Source organism: Pseudomonas sp. GXZC (assembly GCF_026967615.1).
Lineage (GTDB): Bacteria > Pseudomonadota > Gammaproteobacteria > Pseudomonadales > Pseudomonadaceae > Aquipseudomonas > Aquipseudomonas azotoformans_A.
The window spans coordinates 3426368-3448079 of sequence record NZ_CP114115.1 but is presented as its reverse complement, the minus strand read 5'-3'; the positions used below and the strand labels follow the sequence as shown (position 1 = coordinate 3448079).

19 protein-coding genes are annotated in these 21712 nt (G+C 61.4%); 9 read left to right on the top strand and 10 right to left on the bottom strand.

Annotated features, from left to right (window positions below):
- Window positions 1-19: 19 nt before the first annotated feature.
- Window positions 20-1606, top strand: coding sequence for an ABC-F family ATPase (locus OZ428_RS15980; protein WP_269134053.1), 1587 nt, complete (start codon window positions 20-22; stop codon window positions 1604-1606).
- 266 nt (window positions 1607-1872) lie between these two features.
- Entirely contained in the window at window positions 1873-3048 is a 1176-nt protein-coding gene (locus OZ428_RS15975) for an MFS transporter (protein WP_033901175.1), read from the top strand.
- Here OZ428_RS15975 and OZ428_RS15970 read toward each other — a convergent pair.
- The 3 genes from OZ428_RS15970 to OZ428_RS15960 form a co-directional block, all read right to left on the bottom strand.
- Complete coding sequence (locus OZ428_RS15970) at window positions 3042-4079, bottom strand: alpha/beta hydrolase family protein (protein ID WP_028616041.1); 1038 nt, start codon at window positions 4077-4079, stop codon at window positions 3042-3044. The two genes, OZ428_RS15975 and OZ428_RS15970, sit on opposite strands and share 7 nt — an antisense overlap.
- A gap of 228 nt (window positions 4080-4307) precedes the next feature.
- On the bottom strand, window positions 4308-4919 hold the full coding sequence (locus tag OZ428_RS15965; protein WP_269134052.1) for an FMN-dependent NADH-azoreductase: 612 nt from the start codon (window positions 4917-4919) through the stop codon (window positions 4308-4310).
- 119 nt (window positions 4920-5038) lie between these two features.
- On the bottom strand, window positions 5039-5965 hold the full coding sequence (locus OZ428_RS15960) for an AraC family transcriptional regulator (protein ID WP_269134050.1): 927 nt from the start codon (window positions 5963-5965) through the stop codon (window positions 5039-5041).
- Between the two features lie 158 nt (window positions 5966-6123).
- Here OZ428_RS15960 and OZ428_RS15955 point away from each other — a divergent pair, with 158 nt between their 5' ends.
- From OZ428_RS15955 to OZ428_RS15945, 3 genes are read left to right on the top strand one after another with little or no spacing between them, the layout of a single operon-like run.
- A complete protein-coding gene (locus OZ428_RS15955; RefSeq protein WP_269134049.1) occupies window positions 6124-7503 on the top strand; it encodes an NAD-dependent succinate-semialdehyde dehydrogenase in 1380 nt (459 codons plus the stop codon).
- 59 nt (window positions 7504-7562) lie between these two features.
- The gene (locus OZ428_RS15950) at window positions 7563-8471 is read left to right on the top strand and encodes a LysR substrate-binding domain-containing protein (RefSeq protein WP_269134048.1); all 909 of its coding nucleotides are present in this window, start codon (window positions 7563-7565) and stop codon (window positions 8469-8471) included.
- Window positions 8468-8824 carry an MmcQ/YjbR family DNA-binding protein gene (locus OZ428_RS15945; protein WP_269134047.1) on the top strand — a complete coding sequence of 119 codons (357 nt, stop codon included), beginning with the start codon at window positions 8468-8470 and terminating at the stop codon, window positions 8822-8824. The genes OZ428_RS15950 and OZ428_RS15945 overlap by 4 nt, the downstream gene beginning before the upstream one ends.
- Before the next feature lie 64 nt (window positions 8825-8888).
- Here the strand turns inward: OZ428_RS15945 and OZ428_RS15940 are convergent, their stop codons facing one another.
- Together OZ428_RS15940 and OZ428_RS15935 are read right to left on the bottom strand one after the other, a co-directional pair.
- Window positions 8889-9272, bottom strand: coding sequence for a DUF1294 domain-containing protein (locus tag OZ428_RS15940; RefSeq protein WP_038850426.1), 384 nt, complete (start codon window positions 9270-9272; stop codon window positions 8889-8891).
- Window positions 9269-10099, bottom strand: a complete 831-nt coding sequence (locus tag OZ428_RS15935) for an undecaprenyl-diphosphate phosphatase (protein WP_269134046.1) — start codon at window positions 10097-10099, stop codon at window positions 9269-9271. Before OZ428_RS15935 ends, OZ428_RS15940 begins: the two co-directional genes overlap by 4 nt.
- Window positions 10100-10318: 219 nt before the next feature.
- Here OZ428_RS15935 and OZ428_RS15930 point away from each other — a divergent pair, with 219 nt between their 5' ends.
- From OZ428_RS15930 to OZ428_RS15920, 3 genes are read left to right on the top strand one after another with little or no spacing between them, the layout of a single operon-like run.
- Window positions 10319-11953 carry a methyl-accepting chemotaxis protein gene (locus OZ428_RS15930; protein ID WP_016977989.1) on the top strand — a complete coding sequence of 545 codons (1635 nt, stop codon included), beginning with the start codon at window positions 10319-10321 and terminating at the stop codon, window positions 11951-11953.
- 60 nt (window positions 11954-12013) lie between these two features.
- On the top strand, window positions 12014-12577 hold the full coding sequence (pnuC, locus tag OZ428_RS15925) for a nicotinamide riboside transporter PnuC (protein WP_010210641.1): 564 nt from the start codon (window positions 12014-12016) through the stop codon (window positions 12575-12577).
- Window positions 12574-13092, top strand: coding sequence for an AAA family ATPase (locus tag OZ428_RS15920; RefSeq protein WP_269134184.1), 519 nt, complete (start codon window positions 12574-12576; stop codon window positions 13090-13092). Before pnuC ends, OZ428_RS15920 begins: the two co-directional genes overlap by 4 nt.
- A 170-nt stretch (window positions 13093-13262) precedes the next feature.
- Here the strand turns inward: OZ428_RS15920 and ggt are convergent, their stop codons facing one another.
- Complete coding sequence (gene ggt, locus OZ428_RS15915) at window positions 13263-14987, bottom strand: gamma-glutamyltransferase (protein ID WP_269134045.1); 1725 nt, start codon at window positions 14985-14987, stop codon at window positions 13263-13265.
- Window positions 14988-15147: 160 nt separating this feature from the next.
- Between ggt and OZ428_RS15910 the strand changes: the two genes are divergently transcribed.
- On the top strand, window positions 15148-15786 hold the full coding sequence (locus tag OZ428_RS15910) for a TetR/AcrR family transcriptional regulator (protein WP_269134044.1): 639 nt from the start codon (window positions 15148-15150) through the stop codon (window positions 15784-15786).
- On the opposite strand, the gene OZ428_RS15905 is transcribed toward OZ428_RS15910, so the two are convergent.
- The 4 genes from OZ428_RS15905 to OZ428_RS15890 all read right to left on the bottom strand — a co-directional run bounded on the left by OZ428_RS15905 (window position 15783) and on the right by OZ428_RS15890 (window position 21488).
- Window positions 15783-19310, bottom strand: coding sequence for a molybdopterin cofactor-binding domain-containing protein (locus OZ428_RS15905; RefSeq protein ID WP_269134043.1), 3528 nt, complete (start codon window positions 19308-19310; stop codon window positions 15783-15785). The two genes, OZ428_RS15910 and OZ428_RS15905, sit on opposite strands and share 4 nt — an antisense overlap.
- Window positions 19311-19315: 5 nt before the next feature.
- A complete protein-coding gene (locus OZ428_RS15900) occupies window positions 19316-19798 on the bottom strand; it encodes a (2Fe-2S)-binding protein (protein WP_269134042.1) in 483 nt (160 codons plus the stop codon).
- 142 nt (window positions 19799-19940) lie between these two features.
- Window positions 19941-20375 (bottom strand): MarR family winged helix-turn-helix transcriptional regulator, encoded by a 435-nt coding sequence (locus OZ428_RS15895; protein ID WP_330913874.1) that lies wholly within the window; start codon window positions 20373-20375, stop codon window positions 19941-19943.
- 60 nt (window positions 20376-20435) lie between these two features.
- On the bottom strand, window positions 20436-21488 hold the full coding sequence (locus tag OZ428_RS15890; RefSeq protein WP_038850416.1) for a 2,5-dihydroxypyridine 5,6-dioxygenase: 1053 nt from the start codon (window positions 21486-21488) through the stop codon (window positions 20436-20438).
- Window positions 21489-21712 lie beyond the last annotated feature (224 nt).

The following is a 21712-nucleotide window of genomic DNA, read 5'->3' as shown; positions in this document are numbered from 1 at the left end:
CTATTGATAGGTAAAGTAATTGATCTCCACAGCTAACATCACCATGCAGTTCGGCGCCAAGCCGCTCTTCGAGAACGTCTCGGTCAAGTTCGGCGCCGGCAACCGTTATGGTTTGATCGGTGCCAACGGTTGCGGCAAGTCGACCTTCATGAAAATCCTCGGCGGCGACCTCGACCCGTCCGGCGGCCAGGTCATGCTGGAGCCGAACGTACGCCTGGGTAAACTGCGCCAGGACCAGTTCGCCTACGAAGAATTCACCGTGCTCGACACCGTGATCATGGGCCACGAAGAGCTGTGGAAGGTCAAGGCCGAGCGCGACCGCATCTACTCGCTGCCGGAAATGAGCGAAGAAGACGGCATGGCCGTGGCCGAGTTGGAAACCGAATTCGCCGAAATGGACGGCTACACCGCCGAATCCCGTGCCGGTGAACTGCTGTTGGGCCTGGGCATTCCCCTGGAACAGCACTTCGGCCCGATGAGCGAAGTGTCCCCTGGCTGGAAACTGCGTGTGTTGCTGGCCCAGGCGCTGTTTTCCGATCCTGAAGTGCTGTTGCTCGACGAACCGACCAACCACCTGGACATCAACACCATTCGCTGGCTGGAAAACATCCTGACCCAGCGCTCCAGCCTGATGATCATCATCTCTCACGACCGTCACTTCCTGAACAGCGTGTGCACCCACATGGCTGACCTGGACTACGGCGAGTTGCGCCTGTTCCCGGGCAACTACGACGAGTACATGACCGTGGCGACCCAGTCCCGCGAGCAACTGCTGTCGGACAACGCCAAGAAGAAGGCGCAGATCTCCGAGCTGCAATCCTTCGTCAGCCGCTTCTCGGCCAACGCCTCGAAAGCCAAGCAGGCCACTTCCCGTGCCAAGGCGATCGACAAGATCCAACTGGCCGAAGTCAAGCCGTCGAGCCGCGTAAGCCCGTTCATCCGTTTCGAGCAGAACAAAAAGCTGCACCGTCAGGCAGTCATGGTCGAAAAAATGGCCAAAGGCTTCGACGGCAAGCCGCTGTTCAAAGACTTCAGTTTCCAGGTTGAAGCTGGCGAGCGCGTAGCGATCATCGGCCCGAACGGTATCGGCAAGACCACCCTGCTGCGCACCCTGGTCAACGAACTGACCCCGGACGCCGGCAGCGTCAAGTGGACCGACGCCGCAGAACTGGGCTACTACGCCCAGGACCACGCTCACGACTTCGAAGACGACGTGACCCTGTTCGACTGGATGGGCCAGTGGACCCAAGGCGAGCAAATGATCCGTGGCACCCTGGGTCGCATGCTGTTCTCCAACGACGAGATCCAGAAGTCGGTGAAGGTGATTTCCGGTGGTGAGCAAGGCCGTATGCTGTTCGGCAAGCTGATCCTGCAAAAGCCGAACGTGCTGCTCATGGACGAACCGACCAACCACTTGGACATGGAATCCATCGAAGCGCTGAACCTGGCGCTGGAGAACTACCCGGGCACGCTGATCTTCGTCAGCCACGACCGTGAGTTCGTATCGTCCCTGGCCACCCGCATCATCGAGTTGAGCGCCACCGGCGTCATCGACTTCAGCGGCACCTATGATGATTACCTGCGTAGCCAAGGTGTGGTGTTCTAAAGCACTCCGCCAGTAACTGTGGTGAGCGGGCTTGCCCCGCGCTGGGGCGCGAAGCGGCCCTAAAAAGAACACCGCGTTCTGTCCGACAGAACGCGGTGTTTTCTATTGGGGCCGCTTCGCAGCCCAGCGCGGGGCAAGCCCGCTCACCACAACAGCACCATTTACCCCATAAAAAGCCTGTTCATCAGACAAAGTAGTTAGCCTGCTTCCTTTTCCCCCAAGCCCTTGCCATGATGCCCTCACCGCCCGCCCGCGAACGAGTGCCCATGTCTGCCGCCGCCCCCAGCTCCCTGTCGATCACCCTGCAGATCGTCTCCATCGTCTTCTACACCTTCATCGCGTTCATCTGCATCGGCCTGCCGATTGCGGTGATTCCTGGCTATGTGCATGAGCAACTGGGCTTCAGCGCCGTGGTCGCCGGAGTCACCATCGGTTCGCAATACCTGGCGACCCTGCTCAGTCGGCCCATGGCCGGGCGCATGTCGGACAACGTCGGCACCAAGCGCGCCATTGTGTTGGGGTTGGCGGGGATTCTGGTCAGCGGTGTGCTGACGTTCTTTGCAACGTTGCTACAGAGCATGCCCACCTTGAGCCTGGGCATTTTGATTGTCGGCCGACTGTTGTTGGGCGTGGCCCAAGGGCTGATCGGCGTGGGCACCATCAGTTGGTGCATGGGCGCCGTCGGCGCCGAACACACGGCGCGCTCGATTTCCTGGAACGGCATCGCGTCCTACGGCGCCATCGCCATTGGTGCGCCGCTGGGCGTGGTGATGGTGGCCGAATACGGCTACAACAGCCTCGGCATTGCACTGGCCGTATTGTCCGCGCTGGGCCTGGTGCTGATCCGCAATAAACCCTCGGTGCCAGTGGTGCGTGGCGAACGTTTGCCGTTCTGGGCAGTGTTCGGGCGTATCGCACCCTTTGGCGCCAGCCTGTGCCTGGCCTCCATCGGCTACGGCACCCTCACCACCTTTATTACGCTGTACTACCTCAATCGTGGCTGGGCCGGTGCGGCGTACTGCCTGACAGTGTTTGGCGTGTGTTTTATCTTGTCGCGGTTGGTGTTTATCTCTGCCATCAGCCGGTTTGGCGGCTTTCGTGCCGCCATTGCCTGCATGACCATCGAGACCCTCGGCCTGACGTTGCTCTGGCTGGCGCCGTCGACGGGCGTGGCATTAATTGGCGCGGGGCTGACCGGTTTTGGCTTGTCGCTGGTGTACCCGGCACTCGGCGTGGAAGCCATCAAGCAGGTGCCCAATAGCAGCCGTGGCGCGGGACTGAGTGCGTATGCGGTGTTCTTTGACTTGGCCCTGGCGATTGCCGGGCCGTTGATGGGCGCCGTGGCACTGAACCTTGGCTATGGCTGGATCTTCTTCTGCGCCGCGCTGTTGTCGGTGACCGCCTTGGGCGTGACCGTTCTGCTCAAGCGTCGCGCTTACTGATCAGCCGTCTGCATCCCGGCGCGGGTGGATTGGCCGAGGGTGTGGCTGAAAAAGCGTCCTGCCTCGGAAATCAGGTCACGGTGAATCCCTTCGCGGTCGACGCCGTCGGCATCGGTGCAGATCGCCGGCATCGCCGCCAACTGATCACTGTCGCACGGCGCCATGAACACAAAGTGCCCTGCCCCGGCCAACAGCTTGAAGTCCGGCGGTTCCGGCAACTTGCGCGCCAGCGCCGCAGCGTTCTTGTCCACGGCCACCAGCTTGTCACCGTCACCGCTGTAGAGCAGCACTGGCACATGCACGTCGGCCAGGGTGTGACGGCCGAACATCAGACTCAACGGCGCCATCAACATCAACGCATGAATACGCGGGTCGGATTGCGGCTGCAGGTCGTCGCGGTCCACCACCAACTCGCCTTTGGTGGTGCAGGCGTCGCGGTCTTCCGGACGTTCCTGGCAGTAGCGACGTAGGCGGTCGAAGTCCGGCTTGGCACCGGCCAGGATCAACGCGGTTTCACCGCCCGCTGAATAACCGATCACGCCGACCTGATCGACGTTGACGAAGGGGGACAGCATCGGGTCGCCCAAGGTGGCGGTGATTGCTTCGGAAATCTGGATCGGCCGGCCATACAGGTTACTCACCGTGCCCAGGCGGCTGTGGTCCTTGTAGTTGTCGCCAGGGTGCAACACCGCCACCACCACGAAGCCTTTACGCGCCAGCGAAGTGGCCAGGTCATGCAAGGCCAGCGGCGTGCCGGTGTTGCCGTGGGACAGCATCAGCATCGGGAAGCGGCCGATGGCAATCTTGGAATCTTCCGTGGCGGCAACGCGATAGGCGCCCAGCGGCGTACTGTGCTCGAGCCCCGTGGAGGGATAAAAAGCGATGGCCTTCATCGGCTGCAAATCCAGCGGATCCAGGAAGGTCATGCGATGGAAGCCCACACTCCAATGCGGGTGCGGCGCCGGCGCGGCGTGCACTGAAACCAGGCCACCGAGCAGGGAAAGAACCATAACAGCACAAAGACGCATCATGAGGATGTCCACCTTTGCTGCATAAAGACCGGCATGTCGGGTTGAAAAGTCCATGGTTCAAGGCGCTCGACCGGGTGATAAACCCATGCGTGCATAACCTGGGCCAAAGTAATGAAAGCGGGTAAACGAAAAAACTCCGTAGTCCGGTCGTTTTGAGGCGATCAGAATACAGAGTTTAGACGTCCCGTTTCAGAATGAAACGGGGAAAGGCACGGTTTTACCTAAGCTTTACGCAGCCGCGAACAATTGTTCGTTGATGAGTACGTTGGCGTCGCTCAAGGACTTGCTGCGGAACTCATCACCGTACGCCAGGCCATGGGCGCGGACGAATTCGACGTCGGTGATGCCGAGGAAGCCCAGCAGCACTTTCAGATAATCTTCATGGGCCACACCGGTCGCCTGGCCGACATGCAGGCCGCCCGAGGTCGACACAACGATGACTTTCTTATTGCCGCACAGGCCTTCCGGACCGGCTTCGGTGTAGCGGAACGTCTGACCGGCAACGGCAATGCGGTCGATCCAGGCTTTCAGTTGAGTTGGGATGGTGAAGTTGTACATCGGCGCAGCGATCACCACCGCGTCGGCGGCGAGGAATTCAGCCAGGGTCTTGGCGCTGAGTTCTGCTTCGTGCTGTTGCGCGGCATTGCGCTGATCCGCCGGAGTGCCCAGGGCGCCCAGGGTCGCGCCGGAGAAGTGGTTGAAGCCTTCGGCGGCCACGTCACGGTAGGTCACTTCCACGCCCGGCTCAGCCGCTTGCCAAGCCTTGACCACACCAGCGCTGAGCTGACGGGAAGCCGAGTTGTCGCCGAGGATGCTGGAATCGATATGCAACAGTTTCATGCGGGATCTCCAAGTGAGGATCGCGACGGGGCGATCAAGTGGGGTTGATCCTACAGATGATTCGAATAAACGATTAGACCGCTGAAATGCGACTGTTTGTCCTGCTGGCAGGACAATGCTCAGTGCGACGACACATAGATCGACGCTGACGTCGGTGCGGGCAACGCATAGGTGCGCTTCATCCACTGGATTTCTGCCTGGGGCGTGCGCCCAAAAAAGCGTTTGAACTCGCGGCTGAACTGCGAGGCGCTTTCATAACCGACTTGTGCACTGGCCGTGGCGGCAGTGATATCGCTGCGCAGCATCAACAGGCGTGCCTGATGCAAACGCGTTGACTTGAGGTACTGCATCGGCGAGGTGTCGGTGACAGTGCGAAAATGCGCGTGAAAGCTTGGCACACTCATCATCGCTTCCCGCGCCAGCGCTTCCACGTCCAGATGCTGGTGATAACAGCCATGGATCTTGCGAATCGCCCTCGCCACCTTGCCGAACTGCCCCTGGCGATTCAGGGCTGCGCGCATCGAGCCACCTTGCTCGCCCGTCAGGATTCGATAGTAGATCTCGCGCATCAGCGCCGGCCCCAGAATCTGCGCATCCATCGGCACGCTCATCACTTGCAGAAAGCGCAGCAATGATTCACTGAGCTGATCATCCATGGCTGACGAATACATGCCCCGTGGCTTGGCCTCGATCAATGCGGGGAAGTCTTCCAGCGCCACCATCAGTTGCGCCGCGAGGGTGAAATCCAGGCGCAGGTACACCGCCAGCATCGGCTCGGCTTCACTGGCGTCGGTCTCCATGGTGAAAGGCACCGGCACCGACACCACCAGGTAGTGCTGGGCGTCATACAAATAAACCTCATCCCCCAGGTAACCACGTTTCTGTCCCTGGCAGACGATCACGATGCCGGGGTCGTACAGCACCGGGACCCGATGCAATGGGCGATTGGAGCGCAGGAAACGCACGTCATCCAGTGCGCTCAGGTTATAGCCTTCCACAGGCACCAAGGTGCCCATCAGCTCGATGATTCTGCCTGTTCGGTCCATGTTTGCCGGCCTTTGCGTAAAACGCCACGTTAACGCGCAATCCACGACGAGGCTACGGACTTATAGGAATAGGCAATCAGCACATTGGAATGGATATTCGCTCAAATCCCGCATTTGCGTAGCCTGAAACAGCACTTTCAGCCCTCGGAGACTCCCCCATGCTTATCGTCTACAACCCTGCCACCGGTGAAGAAATCGGCCGTGTCGCCAAGCACACCGCAAACGAGGTCAAGGCTGCCGTCGACCGCACCTGCGCCGCCTTCCCTGACTGGTCTTCCAAGCTTGCCAAGGAACGCAGCGACATCCTGCGCCGCTGGCACGACGCGGTAAAAGCCGACAAGGAAGCCTTCGCCGAACTGCTCTGCCGCGAAAACGGCAAGTGCCTGAGCGAGGCCCGCGGTGAAATCGACTACGGCCTGGGCTTTATCGAGTGGTACGCCGAAGAGGCCAAGCGCGTGTACGGCGACACCATTCCCACTCACGACCGCAATGCCAACGTGATGGTCACCAAGGAAGCCATCGGCCCGGTCGCCGCCATCACCCCGTGGAACTTCCCGTTCATGATGATCACCCGCAAGGTCGCCACAGCGCTGGCGGCTGGCTGCACCATGGTGATCAAGCCCGCAGAAGACACCCCGCTCACCGCCCTCAAGTTGTTGGAATACGCGCGCAAGGCCGGGATCGAGGCAGGCGTCCTGGAAGTGGTGGTGGGCGACCCGAAAGAAATTGGCCAGATCCTGACCGGCGACCCACGCATCCGCAAAATCTCGTTCACCGGCTCCACCGGCGTCGGTAAATTGCTTGCCGCACAGTGCGCAGCGAGCATCAAGAAAATGACCCTGGAACTGGGCGGCAACGCGCCGTTTATCGTGTTCCAGGACGCCAACCTCGACGAAGCGGTGAAAGGACTGGTCAGTGCAAAACTGCGCAACTCGGGCCAGGTGTGCATCTCGCCGAATCGCATCTTCGTGCAACACAGCATCCTCGAGGACTTCATCAAGCGTTTGAAGCACGCCGTGGCCGAGATCGAAGTGGACCAGGGCTTGCGTGAAGGCTTTGTGGTCGGCCCCATGGTCAATCAACTGGGCTTCGACAAGGTGGCGCGACTGGTGGAAAACGCCAAGGCCGCCGGGGCCAAGGTATTGATGGGCGGCCAGCCCCACGCCAAAGGCGGCCTGTTCTACGAACCGACGGTGTTGACCGGCTTGCAGGACGATTCTCCCCTGGCGACCGAGGAAATCTTCGGGCCGGTGTTCGCTCTCTATTCGTTCAAGGATGAAGCCGAAGTGATTGCCCGCGCCAACCAGACCGAATTCGGCCTGGTGGCCTACGCCTACACCAGCGCTCTGGGACGGTCGTTGCGCCTGTCGCGCCAGTTGGAGGCCGGCATGGTGATCCTCAACTCCGGATCAGTGGGCACTGCTTCGGTGCCGTTTGGCGGCATCAAGCAGTCCGGTTATGGCCGTGAAGGCAGCTATTACGGGATCGAGGAGTATGTGCACGTGAAGTACGTGTTGATGGCTGGCGCACATTTGTAGTGGATTTGCCCTCGTCAGACGCGGATAGTTCGTTCCACTGACAGGACAATAGGTTGCCCATGCAAGACCTCAACGACCTCTACTATTTCGCCAAAGTCGTGGAAGCCGGTGGCTTCGCTGCCGCCGGCCGGCTGCTGGGGATTCCCAAGTCGCGGCTGTCGCGGCGTATCGCCGAGCTGGAAGAACGCCTCGGCGCACGCTTGCTGCAACGCACTACGCGCCAACTCACCCTCACTGCCGTCGGCGAGCGCTACCTGCGGCACTGCCAGGCGATGCTGCTGGAGGCGGAAATGGCCGATGAGGCGGTGGCCAGCATGTCCAGCGAGCCCCGTGGACGGCTGCGCGTCAGTTGCCCGGTGGGCATGGCCCAGCACATCCTGCCGGAACTGGTGGCTGGATTTCTGGCGGCGCATCCCCAGGTGCAATTGGAGATGACCCTGGTCAACCGCCGTGTCGACCTGGTCGCCGAGGGTATCGATGTCGCTCTGCGCGTACGCGAGCTGGGCGATGAGGATCCGCTGTTGGTGACCAAGCGCCTGCGTCAGGCCCAGACCGTGCTGGTGGCCAGCCCCGCGCTGATGCACGGCCGCCAGGTCGCGACGCTTGAGGATCTCAAGCAGCTACCGATCCTCGGTGCGCTGGAGGCAGATCGCCTGGTGCATCAACGCATTCTCGACCCCCAGGGCAACACTCACGACCTTGCGATGGAAGCCCGGCTGGGGATCGACGACTTCATCGTGCGCAAGGCCAGCGCCATCATGGGGCTGGGCTTTACCGTGCTGCCGATGATGTATTGCGAAGAGGAATTGGCCAACGGCCGGTTGGTGCAACTGCTGCCGGAGTGGTCCTTGCCTGGTGGCTGGTTGCAAGCGGTGTACCCGCATCGTCGTGGCGTGTTGCCGGCCATTCGTGCCTGGATCGATTACCTGGAAGACGGTTTCAAAGGTTGCGGAGACCGTCTGTTATGAAGATGACCGAAGAACAAGTTGCCGCCTTCTGCCTCAGCCTGCCGGGCGCGCGGGAGGATTACAAATGGGGCGGCGTGCGTGTGTTTTCGATTGCGGGCAACAAGATGTTCGCGCTGCAGAACCTAAGGGGTGAGTCGCTGGCGTTCAAGGTCGACAAGGAATTGTTCCTCAGCCATGTGGACCGCCCAGGCATTCACCCGGCGCCGTATCTGGCGCGGGCGCAGTGGGTGATCATGAATACGCCGTATCCGTTGGGTGATGAGGAGTTGCGTGGGTTGTTGCGGCGTTCGCACCAGCTTGTCGTCAGCAAGTTGCCCAAGCGCACGCAGGTCGGGCTGTTGCTGGATGATTGACGCAAAGCACTAGGTATCTAATTTAGGTAGAGATGGCGATAAGTACCCTGTGGCGAGAGCAAGCCTATAACACTGAGAGCAAGGTGCCACCGAGGAACAACTGATCCAGCCAGAACACCTCATGCAACAACACAATCACCCAAAACAACACCTGGTAAGACACCTTGCGCGTCTTGTGCCGGAACACCTGCTGGGCAATCAACGCCCCCGGCCAGCCGCCCGCCAGTTCCACGGCGTGCAGGATGTTTTCCGGGGTGCGCCAGCTGTCCGTACGCGCCTTGCGCTTGTCACTCCAGTACAGGAAGAACGCGATCACGCTGACCACGCCATAGGCTGCCAGCGGGATCACCGTCTCGCCGCGCTGCCATACCAGCACCGAACCCAGCAGCGGCGCTGCGCATAACAGCACGAAGATCGCCGCTTTCAGACGGGGATGCTGGATCATCATGCCTTGGCGGCCGCCCAGTCGATCCAGCCGAACTGCCAGGTCGCCAGGATCAGCAAACCGAACGCTATGCGATACCAGGCAAACACCGCGTAGCTGTGGCTGGCGATGAACCTGAGCAGGCCCTTCACGGCGATCATCGCGAAGATAAACGAGGTCACAAAGCCGATGGCAAACACCGGCAAGTCCGCCGGCTGGAACAGGTCACGGTACTTGTAGCCCGAATACACCGCCGCACCGACCATGGTCGGCATCGCCAGGAAGAACGAGAACTCGGTAGCGGTCTTGCGCGACAGCCCGAACAGCAAGCCACCAATAATGGTCGAGCCGGAACGCGAGGTCCCTGGGATCATCGCCAGGCACTGGGCCAGGCCGACCTTGAGCGCGTCTTTCCAGGTGATGTCATCCACGGTTTCAGCGTGCACTTCATGCTCGCGGCGCTCGGCCCACAACATGATGATGCCGCCGATCACCAGCGCCGTGGCCACGGTGATCGGGTTGAACAAGTAGTGGTGAATCAGGTCGGCAAAAATCACCCCCAGCACCACCGCCGGCAGGAAGGCGATCAGCAGGTTGACGGTAAATCGCTGGGCCTTGCGCTGGGTCGGCAGGCCGCTGACCACTTCGAAAATCTTGCCGCGAAACTCCCACACCACCGCCAGGATCGCGCCCAGCTGGATGATGATGTTGAACGCGTTGAAGCGGTCGCCGGTAAAGTCGAGCAAGTCGGCGACGATGATCTGGTGGCCGGTGCTGGAAATCGGCAGGAACTCGGTCAGCCCCTCCACAACGCCAAGAATCAATGCCTGTATGGCGGTCCAAAAATCCATGCTTCCCCCAAAGGTCTTGCTCTATGGCAAGCCTCGTTAATCTTTTTAATGGTTCACTGACGACAAGACGCGGTGTTGAGTTTCAACCCCGACCTGCAAAAATCTTGTGAAAAATCAGACAGTACTCAGGTTTTCCGAATACAGGCCGAAAGCCTATCAGACAAGTCGGAAAAGTCGATGCGGCACCCACAATTATAAAAAGCACGGAGTGACAGGACGATGAACAGTTTGCGCAATATGTCGATCAGCCGGCGCCTGTGGCTGATCCTGATAGTCGCCGTGCTGATGCTGTTGGCCCTGGGTTTGCTGATGCTCAAGCAGATTCATGACGACCTGTACCAGGCCAAGCGCCAGCAAACCCAACACGTGGTGCAGACCGCCAGCGGGATCCTGACGTTTTATCACGGCCTCGAAACCACCGGCGTGATGACTCGCGAAGCCGCCCAGAAGCAAGCCTTGAGCGCGGTGCGTGGCTTGCGCTACGACCATGACGACTACTTCTGGATCAATGACCTCACGCCCGTGATGATCATGCACCCGGCCAACCCCAAGCTCGACGGCCAGAACCTTTCGGCCATCCGCGACCCCGACGGTTTTGCCGTGTTCAACGAATTCGTGATCCTGGCCAAGGCCAAGGGCGCCGGCATCGTCAACTATCGCTGGCCGAAACCAGGCGCCGAAGCGCCGGTGGCCAAGACGTCGTATATCCAACTGTTCCAACCCTGGGGCTGGATCATCGGTTCCGGCGTGTACGTGGACGATGTGCAGGCTGAGTTCAGCGGCCAGGTCTGGAAAGCCTCGTTCATCGGCCTGGGTATCGCCGTGGTGATGGCGCTGCTGGTTTCACTGATCGCACGCAGCATCGTGCGGCCGTTGCAGGACGCAGTGAATGCCATGGGCAACATCGCCAGCGGCGAAAGCGACCTGACCCGTAGCCTCGACACCCACGGCCAGGACGAAGTCACCCAGCTGTCCCGGCACTTCAACAGCTTCACCGCCAAGCTGCGCCAAGTAGTGGGCCAATTGCAGGTGTGCGCCAATGCCCTGGGCCAGTCCTCACAGGAATTGGGCAGCAACGCGACCCAGGCCCATGACCGCAGCCAGCAACAATCCCAGCAGATGGAATTGGTGGCCACCGCCATCAACGAAGTCACCTACGGCGTGCAGGACGTGGCCAAGAACGCCGAACACGCCGCCAGCGAAATGCGCGACGCCCAAGCCCAGGCCCAACAAGGCCAGGTGAATATCGACGGCAGCCTGCAGCAGATTGACCAGCTCTCCGGCACCATCAGCCAGGCAGTGGAAGTGATCCGCACCCTGTCTGCGGAAAGTACCCAGATCGGCAGCGTACTTGAAGTGATCCGTTCGATTGCCGACCAGACCAACCTGTTGGCGCTTAACGCGGCGATTGAAGCAGCCCGCGCCGGCGAACAAGGGCGTGGCTTCGCCGTGGTGGCCGATGAAGTGCGGCTGCTGGCCCAGCGCACGCAAAAATCCACCGCCGAAATCCAGGGCATGATCGAACGCCTGCAAGGCCACTCGGAAGCGGCGGTCAAGGTGATCAGCGACAGCCACAGCGCCTCGCAACTGACTATTGAACAAGCCGGCCAAGCCGGTGCCAGCCTGACTGCCATCGGCCAGGCGCTGCGCAACCTCAATGGCCTCAACGCCTCGATTGCCAGCGCCACCCTGCAACAGGCCCACGTGGTGGAAGACATCAACCAGAATGTCACCCAGGCCGCCGGCTTGTCCCACAGCACCGCACTGGCGGCGGAACAGTCGAGTGTGGCGAGTGCGCACTTGCGCGGCCTGAGCGAACAGCTCGACGGCCTGCTGCGCCAATTCAAGGTCTGAGCGAAACGGCGGTGATTTGTTTACAATCACCGCCCTCTCCCACTCTCCCAAGGAACCTCCATGTCCGGGCTTGAACTGTTCGCCGCCGCCCTCGGGGTGATTGCCGTGTGGCTGACCGTCAAGCAAAACCCCTGGTGCTGGCCCATCGGCCTGGTGATGGTGTTGCTCTACACCTGGGTGTTTTTCGACGTGAAACTCTATTCCGACATGCTGCTGCAGGTGGTCTACGCCGCACTGCAAGTCTACGGTTGGTGGCAGTGGACCCGTGCCGGCGAGGTCAAGCAAGGGCGTCAAGTCACCAGCCTCGGCGTGCCGGCGATCATGGCCAGCCTGGCGGTGGGCGCCGTCGGCAGCCTGTTGCTCGGTGCCGCCATGGCGCACTGGACGGATGCTGCTCAGCCTTGGCTCGATGCCGCCCTCACCGGCTTCAGCCTGGTAGCGCAGATGTGGATGGCGCAGAAACGCGTGCAGTGCTGGCCGTTGTGGATTGCCGTGGATGTGATCTTCGTCGGGCTGTTCCTCTACAAAGGCCTCTACCTCACCGCCGCGCTCTACGCGCTATTCACCGTGATTGCCGTGCAAGGCTGGCGCGAATGGCGCGCCGACCCGGCGTTGCACGCATGAAGGTGGTGGTACTGGCCGGCCCGGAATCCAGCGGCAAAAGCTGGCTGGCGGCGCAATTGCAGGCGCATTTCGGCGGGTTGATGGTGGGTGAATACGTGCGTTATTTCATCGATCACCATCAACGCGACACCACCCTCGCCGACATCCCGGCCATTGCCCGCGGCCAACTGGCCTGGGAAGACGCCGCCCGCGCCCAACAGCCTGATCTGTTGATCCTCGATACCCACCTGCTGACCAACAAGCTCTGGAGCCAGACCCTGTTCGGCGACTACCCGGCCTGGCTCGACAGCGAGTTGCTGGCCCGCCATTACGACCTGCACCTGTTGTTGTCGCCGGAGGATGTGGAATGGACCGCCGACGGCCAACGCTGCCAGCCGCAACTGGCGGATCGCCGGGCATTTTTCCAGGGCAGCCTGGAGTGGATGCAGCAGCATCAACAGCCGGTACTGGTGATTCGAGGGGATTGGGAAGCGCGCCGTCTCGCAGCTTTCACGGAAGTAGAACGACTGTTGTAGTGAGCGGGCTTGTCGAATCGTCGAACCGCCCGCGCTGGGTGGCGAAGCCGCCCTAAAACCAGACACCGCGCTCTGCCTGGCAGAACGCGGTGTTTTTATTGGGGCGGCTTCGCCGCCCAGCGCGGGACAAGCCCGCTCACCACAGAAGCCCCCCACAGAGGAAGCAGGCTTTAGTAGCCCAGCGACAAGCCCGTGTTGCGACGCGGGTCATTCGCACCATAGAAACGGTTCTTACCGACAGGCTTGCCACCCAGCGACGGCGCACCGACCAGGATCGCCGCCAAATGGTTGGCATCCTGCGGCCCGGCAAACTTGTGGCCCCAGCTTTCAAGGATCTTCTGGGTATCCGGGCTCACCGCGAAGGTCTCCAGGTTGGTGGTTTCCGGCATCCATTGCTGGTGGAAACGCGGCGCGTCCAGCGCTTCCTGGATGTTCATCTTGTAGTCGATGACATTCAGGATCGTCAGCAAGGTCGCGGTAATGATGCGACTGCCACCCGGCGTACCCACCACCATCACGGCCTTGCCGTCCTTGGTCACGATGGTCGGGCTCATCGACGACAGCGGTGCCTTGCCCGGCGCGATGGCGTTGGCTTCACCCTGGACCAGGCCGTACATGTTCGGCACGCCTACCTTGACCGTGAAGTCGTCCATTTCATCGTTGAGGATCACCCCGGTCTTGCTCGCCATCACGCCCGCACCGAACCAGTCGTTGAGGGTGTAGGTGACCGACACCGCGTTGCCCCACTTGTCGACGATAGAATAGTGGGTGGTGTTATTGCCTTCATGGGGCGATACGCCCGGCTTGATCGCCTGGGAGTCACCGGCTTTTTGCGGCTCGATGGCGTCGCGCAGTTTCGCCGCGTAGTTTTTGTCCAGCAGGTGCTCAATCGGATTCTTCACGAAGTCCGGGTCGCCCAGATAGCTGTTGCGGTCCACGTAGGCGTGGCGCATGGCTTCGATCTGGTAGTGCAGACCCTGGGCCGAGTGATAGCCGAGGTCGGCCATCGGGTAGCCTTCGAGGATGTTCATGATCTGGCAGATCACCACGCCGCCCGAGCTGGGAGGCGGTGCCGAGACTACGTGGTAGCCACGGTAGTCGCACTCGATGGGCGCCAGTTCGCGGGTCTTGTACTTGTCGAGGTCAGCCTGGGTGATGATGCCCTTGCCGGCCTGACTGGAGTCCACCAGGGCCTTGGCCACCCAGCCTTTATAGAAACCGTCGCTGCCCTTGGCCGAGATTTCCTTGAGGGTCTTGGCCAGGTCTTTCTGCACCAGCTTCTGGCCGACCTGCATCGGCTGGCCGTTGTGCAGGAAGATCCCGCGCATGTCCTTGTCTTTTTCAAACTCGCCGGTGGCGGTGTGCAACAGGTCGATATCGCCCTGCTCCAGCTCGAAGCCGTTTTCCGCCAGCTTGATCGCCGGGGCGATGACTTGGGCGCGCTTGAGGGTGCCGTATTTGCTCAGGGCCAGTTCCATGCCCGAGACGGTGCCAGGCACGCCAACGGCCAAGTGACCCTTGGCGCTGAGGCCTTCGATGACATTGCCGTCTTTGTCCAGGTACATGTTGGCGGTGGCCGCCAGCGGGGCTTTTTCGCGGAAGTCGAGGAAGGTCTTGCGCCCGTCGGCCAGTTGCACGGTCATGAAACCGCCGCCACCCAGGTTACCCGCCGCCGGGTACACCACCGCCAGTGCGTAGCCCACGGCCACGGCCGCGTCGACCGCATTGCCGCCGGCCTTGAGCACATCCACGCCCACGTGAGTTGCCAAATGCTGGGCCGTCACCACCATGCCATTTTCACCGGCCACCGGGGCCTGAGACGCGGCGTGCACACCACTGACTGTCAAGACCAGGGCGGTGGCTATCAAGGTACGGCTGAAGGGTTGGTATTTCATCCATGGCTACTCTAGTTATTGAGGCGCACCAAAATAGCCCGCCGCGAATTTAATCCCCAGCGCAATGGCGTTTTTATTACAGAACTTGTCGGTCATAGAACGGACGCGAAAAACCCCATGCTATATTTCGCGCCCAGACTGTCTGACCAGGCACTTTCACATGGCGATCAAGAAGACCGGCATCCGCGCCCAACAGGCCGACCAGACCCGTGCGCGCATCCTGCAGGCGGCGGTCAAGGTGTTCACCCGCGACGGTTACTCCGGCGGGCGTGTCGACAGTATCTCCAAGGAGGCGGACTCCAACGACCGCATGCTCTATTACTACTTCGGCAGCAAGGAACACCTGTTCGTCTGTGTGCTGGAACACACCTACGAGCAGTTCAACAAAGCCGAAAGCAAGCTCAAGCTGAACCTCGATGCACCGGAGCAGGCGCTGCGTGACCTGGTGGCGTTCATCTGGCATTACTACGTCAAGCACCCGGAGTTCGTGGCGATCCTGAGCATCGAGAACCTGCACCAGGGCAAGCATGCGCAACAGTCTGGCGAGATGCGCAGGTTGTCCGGGGAAGCGGTCGGCGTGCTGCGCCCGATCATCGAGGCGGGCCAGGCCCAAGGCGTGTTTCGCCGGGATGTGGACCTCAAGCACGTGTACTTGATGATCGCCTCGCTGTGCTACTTCTATAACTCCAACCGCCACACCCTCAGCTCGTTCCTCGGTGAAGACCTGGCAAACAAAGGCCAGCAACAGGATTGGCTGGGGTTCATCAGTGACCTGGTGCTGCGCGGCGTGACGCCTTAGTGGGTGCCTGGATTGGCGCGCAAATGCGCCACCTTCTGTTCCAGGCCCTTCCACTGCGGCGCGTTCGGTGCGAATTTGCCGCGTAGGTAGGCTGCCAGATCCGCCACCTGGCTATTGGACAAACTGTCCTTGAACCCCGGCATATACCCCAGATCCTTGGTCGCCGGGTTGCTGATGCCCTGCAAAATCACCTTGATCAAATTGTCCGGCTGATCGCTGTGTACATTGGTATTGGTCGCCAACGACGGGCTCACTCCAAACAGTTTGGGTCCCAGGCCATCCGCATGGCAGGCCTTGCAGGAACCTTCGAACACCCGTCGTCCGTTGGGATTCGGCACGTCGGCCGCCGCAACCACCTGGGCCTCGGCAGCCGCGTCACCGTTGAGCGAGGCCAGGTACACCGCCATCGCGCGGATATCCGCCTTGGGCAGTTTCGACAATTCACTGACCACCGGCCCCATCGGGCCAGCCGCCACGCCGTGGGCGTCGGAATAGCCGGTGCTCAGGTAGCTAAACAGTTGGTCCTCGGTCCACGGCGTCGGGGCCTTGGACAAACCATTGAGGGCCGGCGCCTCCCAACCATCGACCCTGCCACCGGCCAGAAAGGACTTGCCGCCCTTCTCCGCGCCCATCAGGTTGCGCGGCGAATGGCAGGCGGCGCAGTGGCCCAGGCCGTTGACCAGGTAATTACCGCGATTCCATTGCTCGCTGCGCTCAGGCTGCACCGAAATTTCACCGCGCCGCAGGTTCAGGGCATTCCAGCCCGCCATCAACGGCCGCAGATTGAACGGAAAGCTCATCGCATTCGGCGTCGGCGCCTGGCTCACCGGGGCCTGAGACATCAAATAGGCGTACAACGCCTGCATGTCCGCATCGTTGATATTGCGAAACGCCGTATAAGGAAACGCCGGATACAGATTGCGCCCGTCACGACCAATGCCATCACGCATCGCCCGCTCGAAGGCCGGGTAGGACCAGGCGCCAATGCCGGTCTGCACATCCGGGGTGATATTGCTGCTGTACAGCGTGCCGAACGGCGTCTGCATCGCCAGCCCACCGGCATTGGTCGCGCCGCCAGGCGCCGTGTGGCACACCGCGCAATCGCCCACCGCCGCCAGCAACCGCCCGCGCTCCAAAGTGGCCTTGGACCAAGTGCCGGCGCTAGGCGGTGCAATCGGCGCGATTTCACTGTGGAACGGCCAGGCCGTCGCCAGCACCGCCCCCAACGTGGCGAACAGCGCACCAAACCACCATTTGCGGCGTTTCTCCGGCGACTTGGCCGGCTCGCCCAAGGTGCCCGCATTCAACGCTGCCAACACCCGCTCCGGGGTGATCGGCAACTCACGAAAACGAATGCCGGTGGCGTCATAGATCGCATTGGCAATCGCCGCCGCACTGGGCACCGACGCCGACTCTCCGGCGCCCATGGGTGGCTGGTCCTGGCGCGGCATCATCATCACGTCGATCTGTGGCACTTCGGGGAAGGTCAGGATCGGATAACCGCCCCACTCCTTGCTCGCCACCGTCGACTCTTCAAACGTCACCCGCTCCTTCAACACGCGGCTGGTGGACTGGATCACGTTGCCGTGGATCTGGTGCTGCACGCCGGCCGGGTTGATCATCATCCCCGAGTCATGCCCGATCACCACGCGGGTCACCGACACATCGCCCGTCTGTTTATCGATGGCCACATCCGCCACCCACGCCGCCCAGGCCGCGCCGAATCCGGGGAATTTGCTGTGGATGTAGCGCGCGTAGGCAAAGCCACGGCCACGCAGCAGATGGTCCTCGTTGGCGGTTTGCATCGGCGCGGTGCGCGGCGCCCAGTTGGCGCGTTCGGCGGTGGACTTCACCAGGTCGATGGCACGCTCGTCCTTCAAGTAACGCAGGCGGTATTCCACCGGGTCGACGCCGGCGGCGAACGCCAGTTCGTCGATGTAGGACTCGTGGGCAAAGGTGTTAGGCAAGGCCGACACGCCGCGCATCCACGACGCGCGCACGATGGGCGCCATGTCGTTGATGGTCACGCGCATATTCTCGATGTCGTAAGGCGGGATCGAGGTGCGGTCGCCCATCTCGAACATCGCCGCCACCGGCTCGACGCGGCCGGTCAGCAACAGCGCCAGGGTCGGCGCGCCATTGGAGGGGTAGCTGGTTTCAAAATCGTAGGCGGCAATGCTGCCATCGGCGTTGAGGCCGCCATCGACATCCATCAGTTGCGCGGTGCCCTTGGGCTCCCACAGGTGTTCCTGCTCGCGGGTCAGTTGCACGCGCACCGGCTTGCCCACCGCACGGGACAACAGCAAGGCATCGGCGCACACATCATCCGCGCAATTGCGCCCGTAGCAGCCGGCGGCTTCCATGCGGATCACATCGATCAGCGCTTCATCGCACTCCAGCAACCACGCCAGGTCGGCGCGCAACAGATGCGGGTTCTGGCTGCCTGACCACACCCGGCTGCCGGCTGGCGAATAATCCGCCACGCCGCAGGACGGGCCGATCGAACCGTGCATCTGGTACGGCCAGAGATAACTGCGCGGCATACGCTGGGTGGCGCCGGCCAGGGCTTCGTCGACATGGCCCTGGTCAAGCACGGTACGGCGTACGCGGGGGTTGTCGCGGATGGCCTGTTCAACATCACTCATGTCCGGCAAGGCGTTGTTCCAGGGTTTCCAGTGCACCTGCAATTCGCTGGCGGCCTTGACCGCCTGCTCTTCACGCAGCGCTACCACGCCAACAAAATCGCGGATCACCACCACCGCGACGATACCGGGGATATGCGCGATGGACGACTCATCCACGCTCAACAGGCTGTTGCCGACAAAATCGCCGCAATCAAGCCCGGCATACGGCGGGCGAATCACCCTGCCATGCAGCATGCCCGGCACGCGCATGTCGTGTACGTAGGTCAACTCGCCCGTGGCTTTGCCGGGGATATCCACTCGCGCAGCGCCCTTGCCCACCAGGCGGTAGTTCTCGATGGGTTTGAGCGGCGCGTCACCGCTGATGCGCAGTTGGTCATGCTGGCCGCTGACCAGTTCGGCATACGTGGCGGTGCGCCCGTCGGCTGCGTGGATGACGCCAGCATCGACCTTCAGGCTGGCCGTGCTCACACCCAGGCGCCCCGCCGCCCGCGCCAACAGGAAACGCCGTGCTTCGGCTGCGGCATTGCGCAGGGGCACCGCGGAAATCTGCAAGGTCGCACTGGCGATGGTTGCGCCCTGGTTGGGCACACGCTCGGTGTCGCCGAGCACCATCTTCACCTGCTCCATCGTCAGGTCGAGCTCTTCGGCGACGATCTGCGCCAACGACGTGCGAATGCCGGTGCCCAGGTCCACATGGCCATTGAACGCGTACACCAGGCCGTCATCGTTTACCGCAATAAACAGCCCCAGCTCCTTGGGTTTCACGGTGGGCGTGCCGCCTTTTGCCACCGGCCCCGAAGGCGGCAGCACGTCATCGACGATCAACAAAACGCCGGCCTTGGCCAGCCACTGGTCACGGGAAAGCGGGGTGTCGGTCATGGTCATCAATCCACGGTCATCAGACGGGCCGCACGCAGCACGGCGCGCAGGATTTCGATATGGGTGCCGCAACGGCAGAGGTTGCCCGACAGCTCGTTGCGCACCTCGGCTTCGCTGGGGTTGGGGTTACGGTCGAGCAAGGCCTTGGTGGTCATGATCATGCCGTTGAGGCAGTAGCCACATTGCGCGGCCTGCTCATCGATAAAGGCTTGTTGCACCGGGTGCGGATCCTGGCGTGAGCCCAGGCCTTCCAGGGTGACAATCTCTCGGCCCACAGCACCCGCCAAAGGAAACACACAAGAACGGGCCGCCACTCCATCAATGATCACGGTGCAGGCACCGCACTCCCCCAGGCCGCAGCCGTATTTGGGACCATTGAGTTCCAGGTCATTGCGTAGCACCAGCAACAGCGGCGTGTCCGCCATGGCGCTGACGTCGCTTTTCTGCCCGTTGACCTCAAGCGTTACCGTGATGTGCTGGCTGATCATTCGCTTCGCCCGTAACAGTTGGTGAAGTATCCACTACATCAAACAGTCAAAAAAAAGCGTCGTGGACCTGGGGTCTCACGACACACTTGACGGATGAAGTGGCTACTACATGAACTCAGAGCAAGATCGATGCCAGCTGCGATTATTCCTGCGGGTCGTCGATCATCTTGCGCAACAGGAACAACACCGCGACCCGTTCGGCCGGGTTGAGATTGCTCAGGGTCAATTCGCTGATCTGCGCAGCGCGCGGCGTGGTCTGGGCGACCAGTTCGGCGCCTGCCGGGGACAGGTCCACCACCACTTTGCGCTTGTCCTGCGGGTCCGGTTCCAGGCTGATCAGCTCTTTGGCCTTGAGCCGCTCGACGATGCCGCGAATGGTCGCCTGGTCCACGGCCGTGGCCTTGACCAGCTCGGTCAGGGAGCTTGCACCGTGATCGCGCAGGGCACACAGGGTGACGAACTGCACGGCGGTGAGCTGGGAATCGCCAACATTCTGCTGAAAGATCGCCAGGTGGCGCTGGTAGGCCTTGCGCAACAGGTGGCCGACTTGTTCAGAAAATACGTAGGAATCTGGCACGGCGGAGCTCGGTGGGTGGTTAAGGTGGGGAGGCATGATACTCCATCCCCACACCTCTGATCAGCGGGCGCGGGAGGCTTGCGGCGCCACCACATCCCCGGCAATCACAACGGCTTCATCATCCAGGTACACATCGCAATTGCGCAGCGGAATATCCATATGGCACGGCGTCTTGCGTGTCCCGCCCACTTCGGTATTTGGCCCGGTGGAGAACAGGAAATTGCCATAGAACGCCCGCGCGTCCATGCACATGCCGTCGTTCTTGTCGTGCAAGCCCATGGCCGTCCACTGCGCCCGTGGCTGCAGGCCCCAGCCGATATGGGAAATGCCGTACACCTCGGGGTCGTTGAAGTACTTCATGTAGTCGCGCAGGTATTCAGCCTCGAAACCACCGTGGATGTTGGTGATGAAGCCCTTCTCGATCTCCAGGGTGATCTTCTCGCGGGTATAGGTCTTGAACGGCAGCAGGATGTCACCGATGTCCAGCACCAGCACGCCTTCGGCGGTCTCTTCGTTGGGCCAGGAGAACAGGAAACCGCTCGGCCAATGGTCCCAGCGCCCCGGTTCATCGGCAAAACCGTATTCCGTCACCGAGGGGTACTGTCCCAAAGCGGCGCGGAAGTCACTGCCGGCGCGGGATTTCACGTGGATCGAGCGCGCTTTTTTCAGCAATTGTTCGGCCGCCAATACACGCACCTTGTCCTCTTCGGTCGGCAACATGCGCGCCAACACTTCCGGCGGCTCCACCGCCAGCAGGATGCGCGTGCCGGTCTTGAGGATCTGCTCCTGCTCCGGCGAGTGCAGCAACATCATGGTGTCGACGATCAAGTCGGCGGCTTCCAGTGCACGCTGGGCGGCGATATTGCCGGTGAGCGCGGTGTCGCCGCAGTAGGCGGTCATGTCATTGCCCATCGCCCTGGGATGGTTGAACGACGGCAACTCCACCGCATACACCTTGGCCCCCAGGCGCTGCGCGGCGTCCATCGCGGCACGCACGGTGCGCGGGTCGGAGTAATGGCTCTTGAGCACGGCAACGCTCTGGGTCGGGTCGACCTTGGACAGCGTCAACACGTGTTCAAACATCTGGGTCAGTTCGCAATCACTTACCGGCATTTTCCTGTCTCCTGTGGGCCTGCACCAAGTTCAGGCACTGCGCTTCACTCTAGTGCGTTTTTATAGCGTACACGCCATTTAATAGCGATAAGACCCGAATTGCAGTCAGACTGCAAGCGGTGCACAAAAACGTTACCTATCGAAACAAACCTAGCGATTGCTAACCACAACCCGTTACACAGGACAAATACGGCCAAAAAATAAATTTGCAAAGACAGGCTTCC

Coding starts and splice junctions, on each gene's coding strand:
- OZ428_RS15975 (WP_033901175.1), top strand. CDS start 1,873: ATGTCTGCCGCCGCCCCCAGCTCCCTGTCGATCACCCTGCAGATCGTC.
- OZ428_RS15970 (WP_028616041.1), bottom strand. CDS start 4,079: ATGATGCGTCTTTGTGCTGTTATGGTTCTTTCCCTGCTCGGTGGCCTG.
- OZ428_RS15965 (WP_269134052.1), bottom strand. CDS start 4,919: ATGAAACTGTTGCATATCGATTCCAGCATCCTCGGCGACAACTCGGCT.
- OZ428_RS15960 (WP_269134050.1), bottom strand. CDS start 5,965: ATGGACCGAACAGGCAGAATCATCGAGCTGATGGGCACCTTGGTGCCT.
- OZ428_RS15955 (WP_269134049.1), top strand. CDS start 6,124: ATGCTTATCGTCTACAACCCTGCCACCGGTGAAGAAATCGGCCGTGTC.
- OZ428_RS15950 (WP_269134048.1), top strand. CDS start 7,563: ATGCAAGACCTCAACGACCTCTACTATTTCGCCAAAGTCGTGGAAGCC.
- OZ428_RS15945 (WP_269134047.1), top strand. CDS start 8,468: ATGAAGATGACCGAAGAACAAGTTGCCGCCTTCTGCCTCAGCCTGCCG.
- OZ428_RS15940 (WP_038850426.1), bottom strand. CDS start 9,272: ATGATGATCCAGCATCCCCGTCTGAAAGCGGCGATCTTCGTGCTGTTA.
- OZ428_RS15935 (WP_269134046.1), bottom strand. CDS start 10,099: ATGGATTTTTGGACCGCCATACAGGCATTGATTCTTGGCGTTGTGGAG.
- OZ428_RS15930 (WP_016977989.1), top strand. CDS start 10,319: ATGAACAGTTTGCGCAATATGTCGATCAGCCGGCGCCTGTGGCTGATC.
- pnuC (WP_010210641.1), top strand. CDS start 12,014: ATGTCCGGGCTTGAACTGTTCGCCGCCGCCCTCGGGGTGATTGCCGTG.
- OZ428_RS15920 (WP_269134184.1), top strand. CDS start 12,574: ATGAAGGTGGTGGTACTGGCCGGCCCGGAATCCAGCGGCAAAAGCTGG.
- ggt (WP_269134045.1), bottom strand. CDS start 14,987: ATGAAATACCAACCCTTCAGCCGTACCTTGATAGCCACCGCCCTGGTC.
- OZ428_RS15910 (WP_269134044.1), top strand. CDS start 15,148: ATGGCGATCAAGAAGACCGGCATCCGCGCCCAACAGGCCGACCAGACC.
- OZ428_RS15905 (WP_269134043.1), bottom strand. CDS start 19,310: ATGACCGACACCCCGCTTTCCCGTGACCAGTGGCTGGCCAAGGCCGGC.
- OZ428_RS15900 (WP_269134042.1), bottom strand. CDS start 19,798: ATGATCAGCCAGCACATCACGGTAACGCTTGAGGTCAACGGGCAGAAA.
- OZ428_RS15890 (WP_038850416.1), bottom strand. CDS start 21,488: ATGCCGGTAAGTGATTGCGAACTGACCCAGATGTTTGAACACGTGTTG.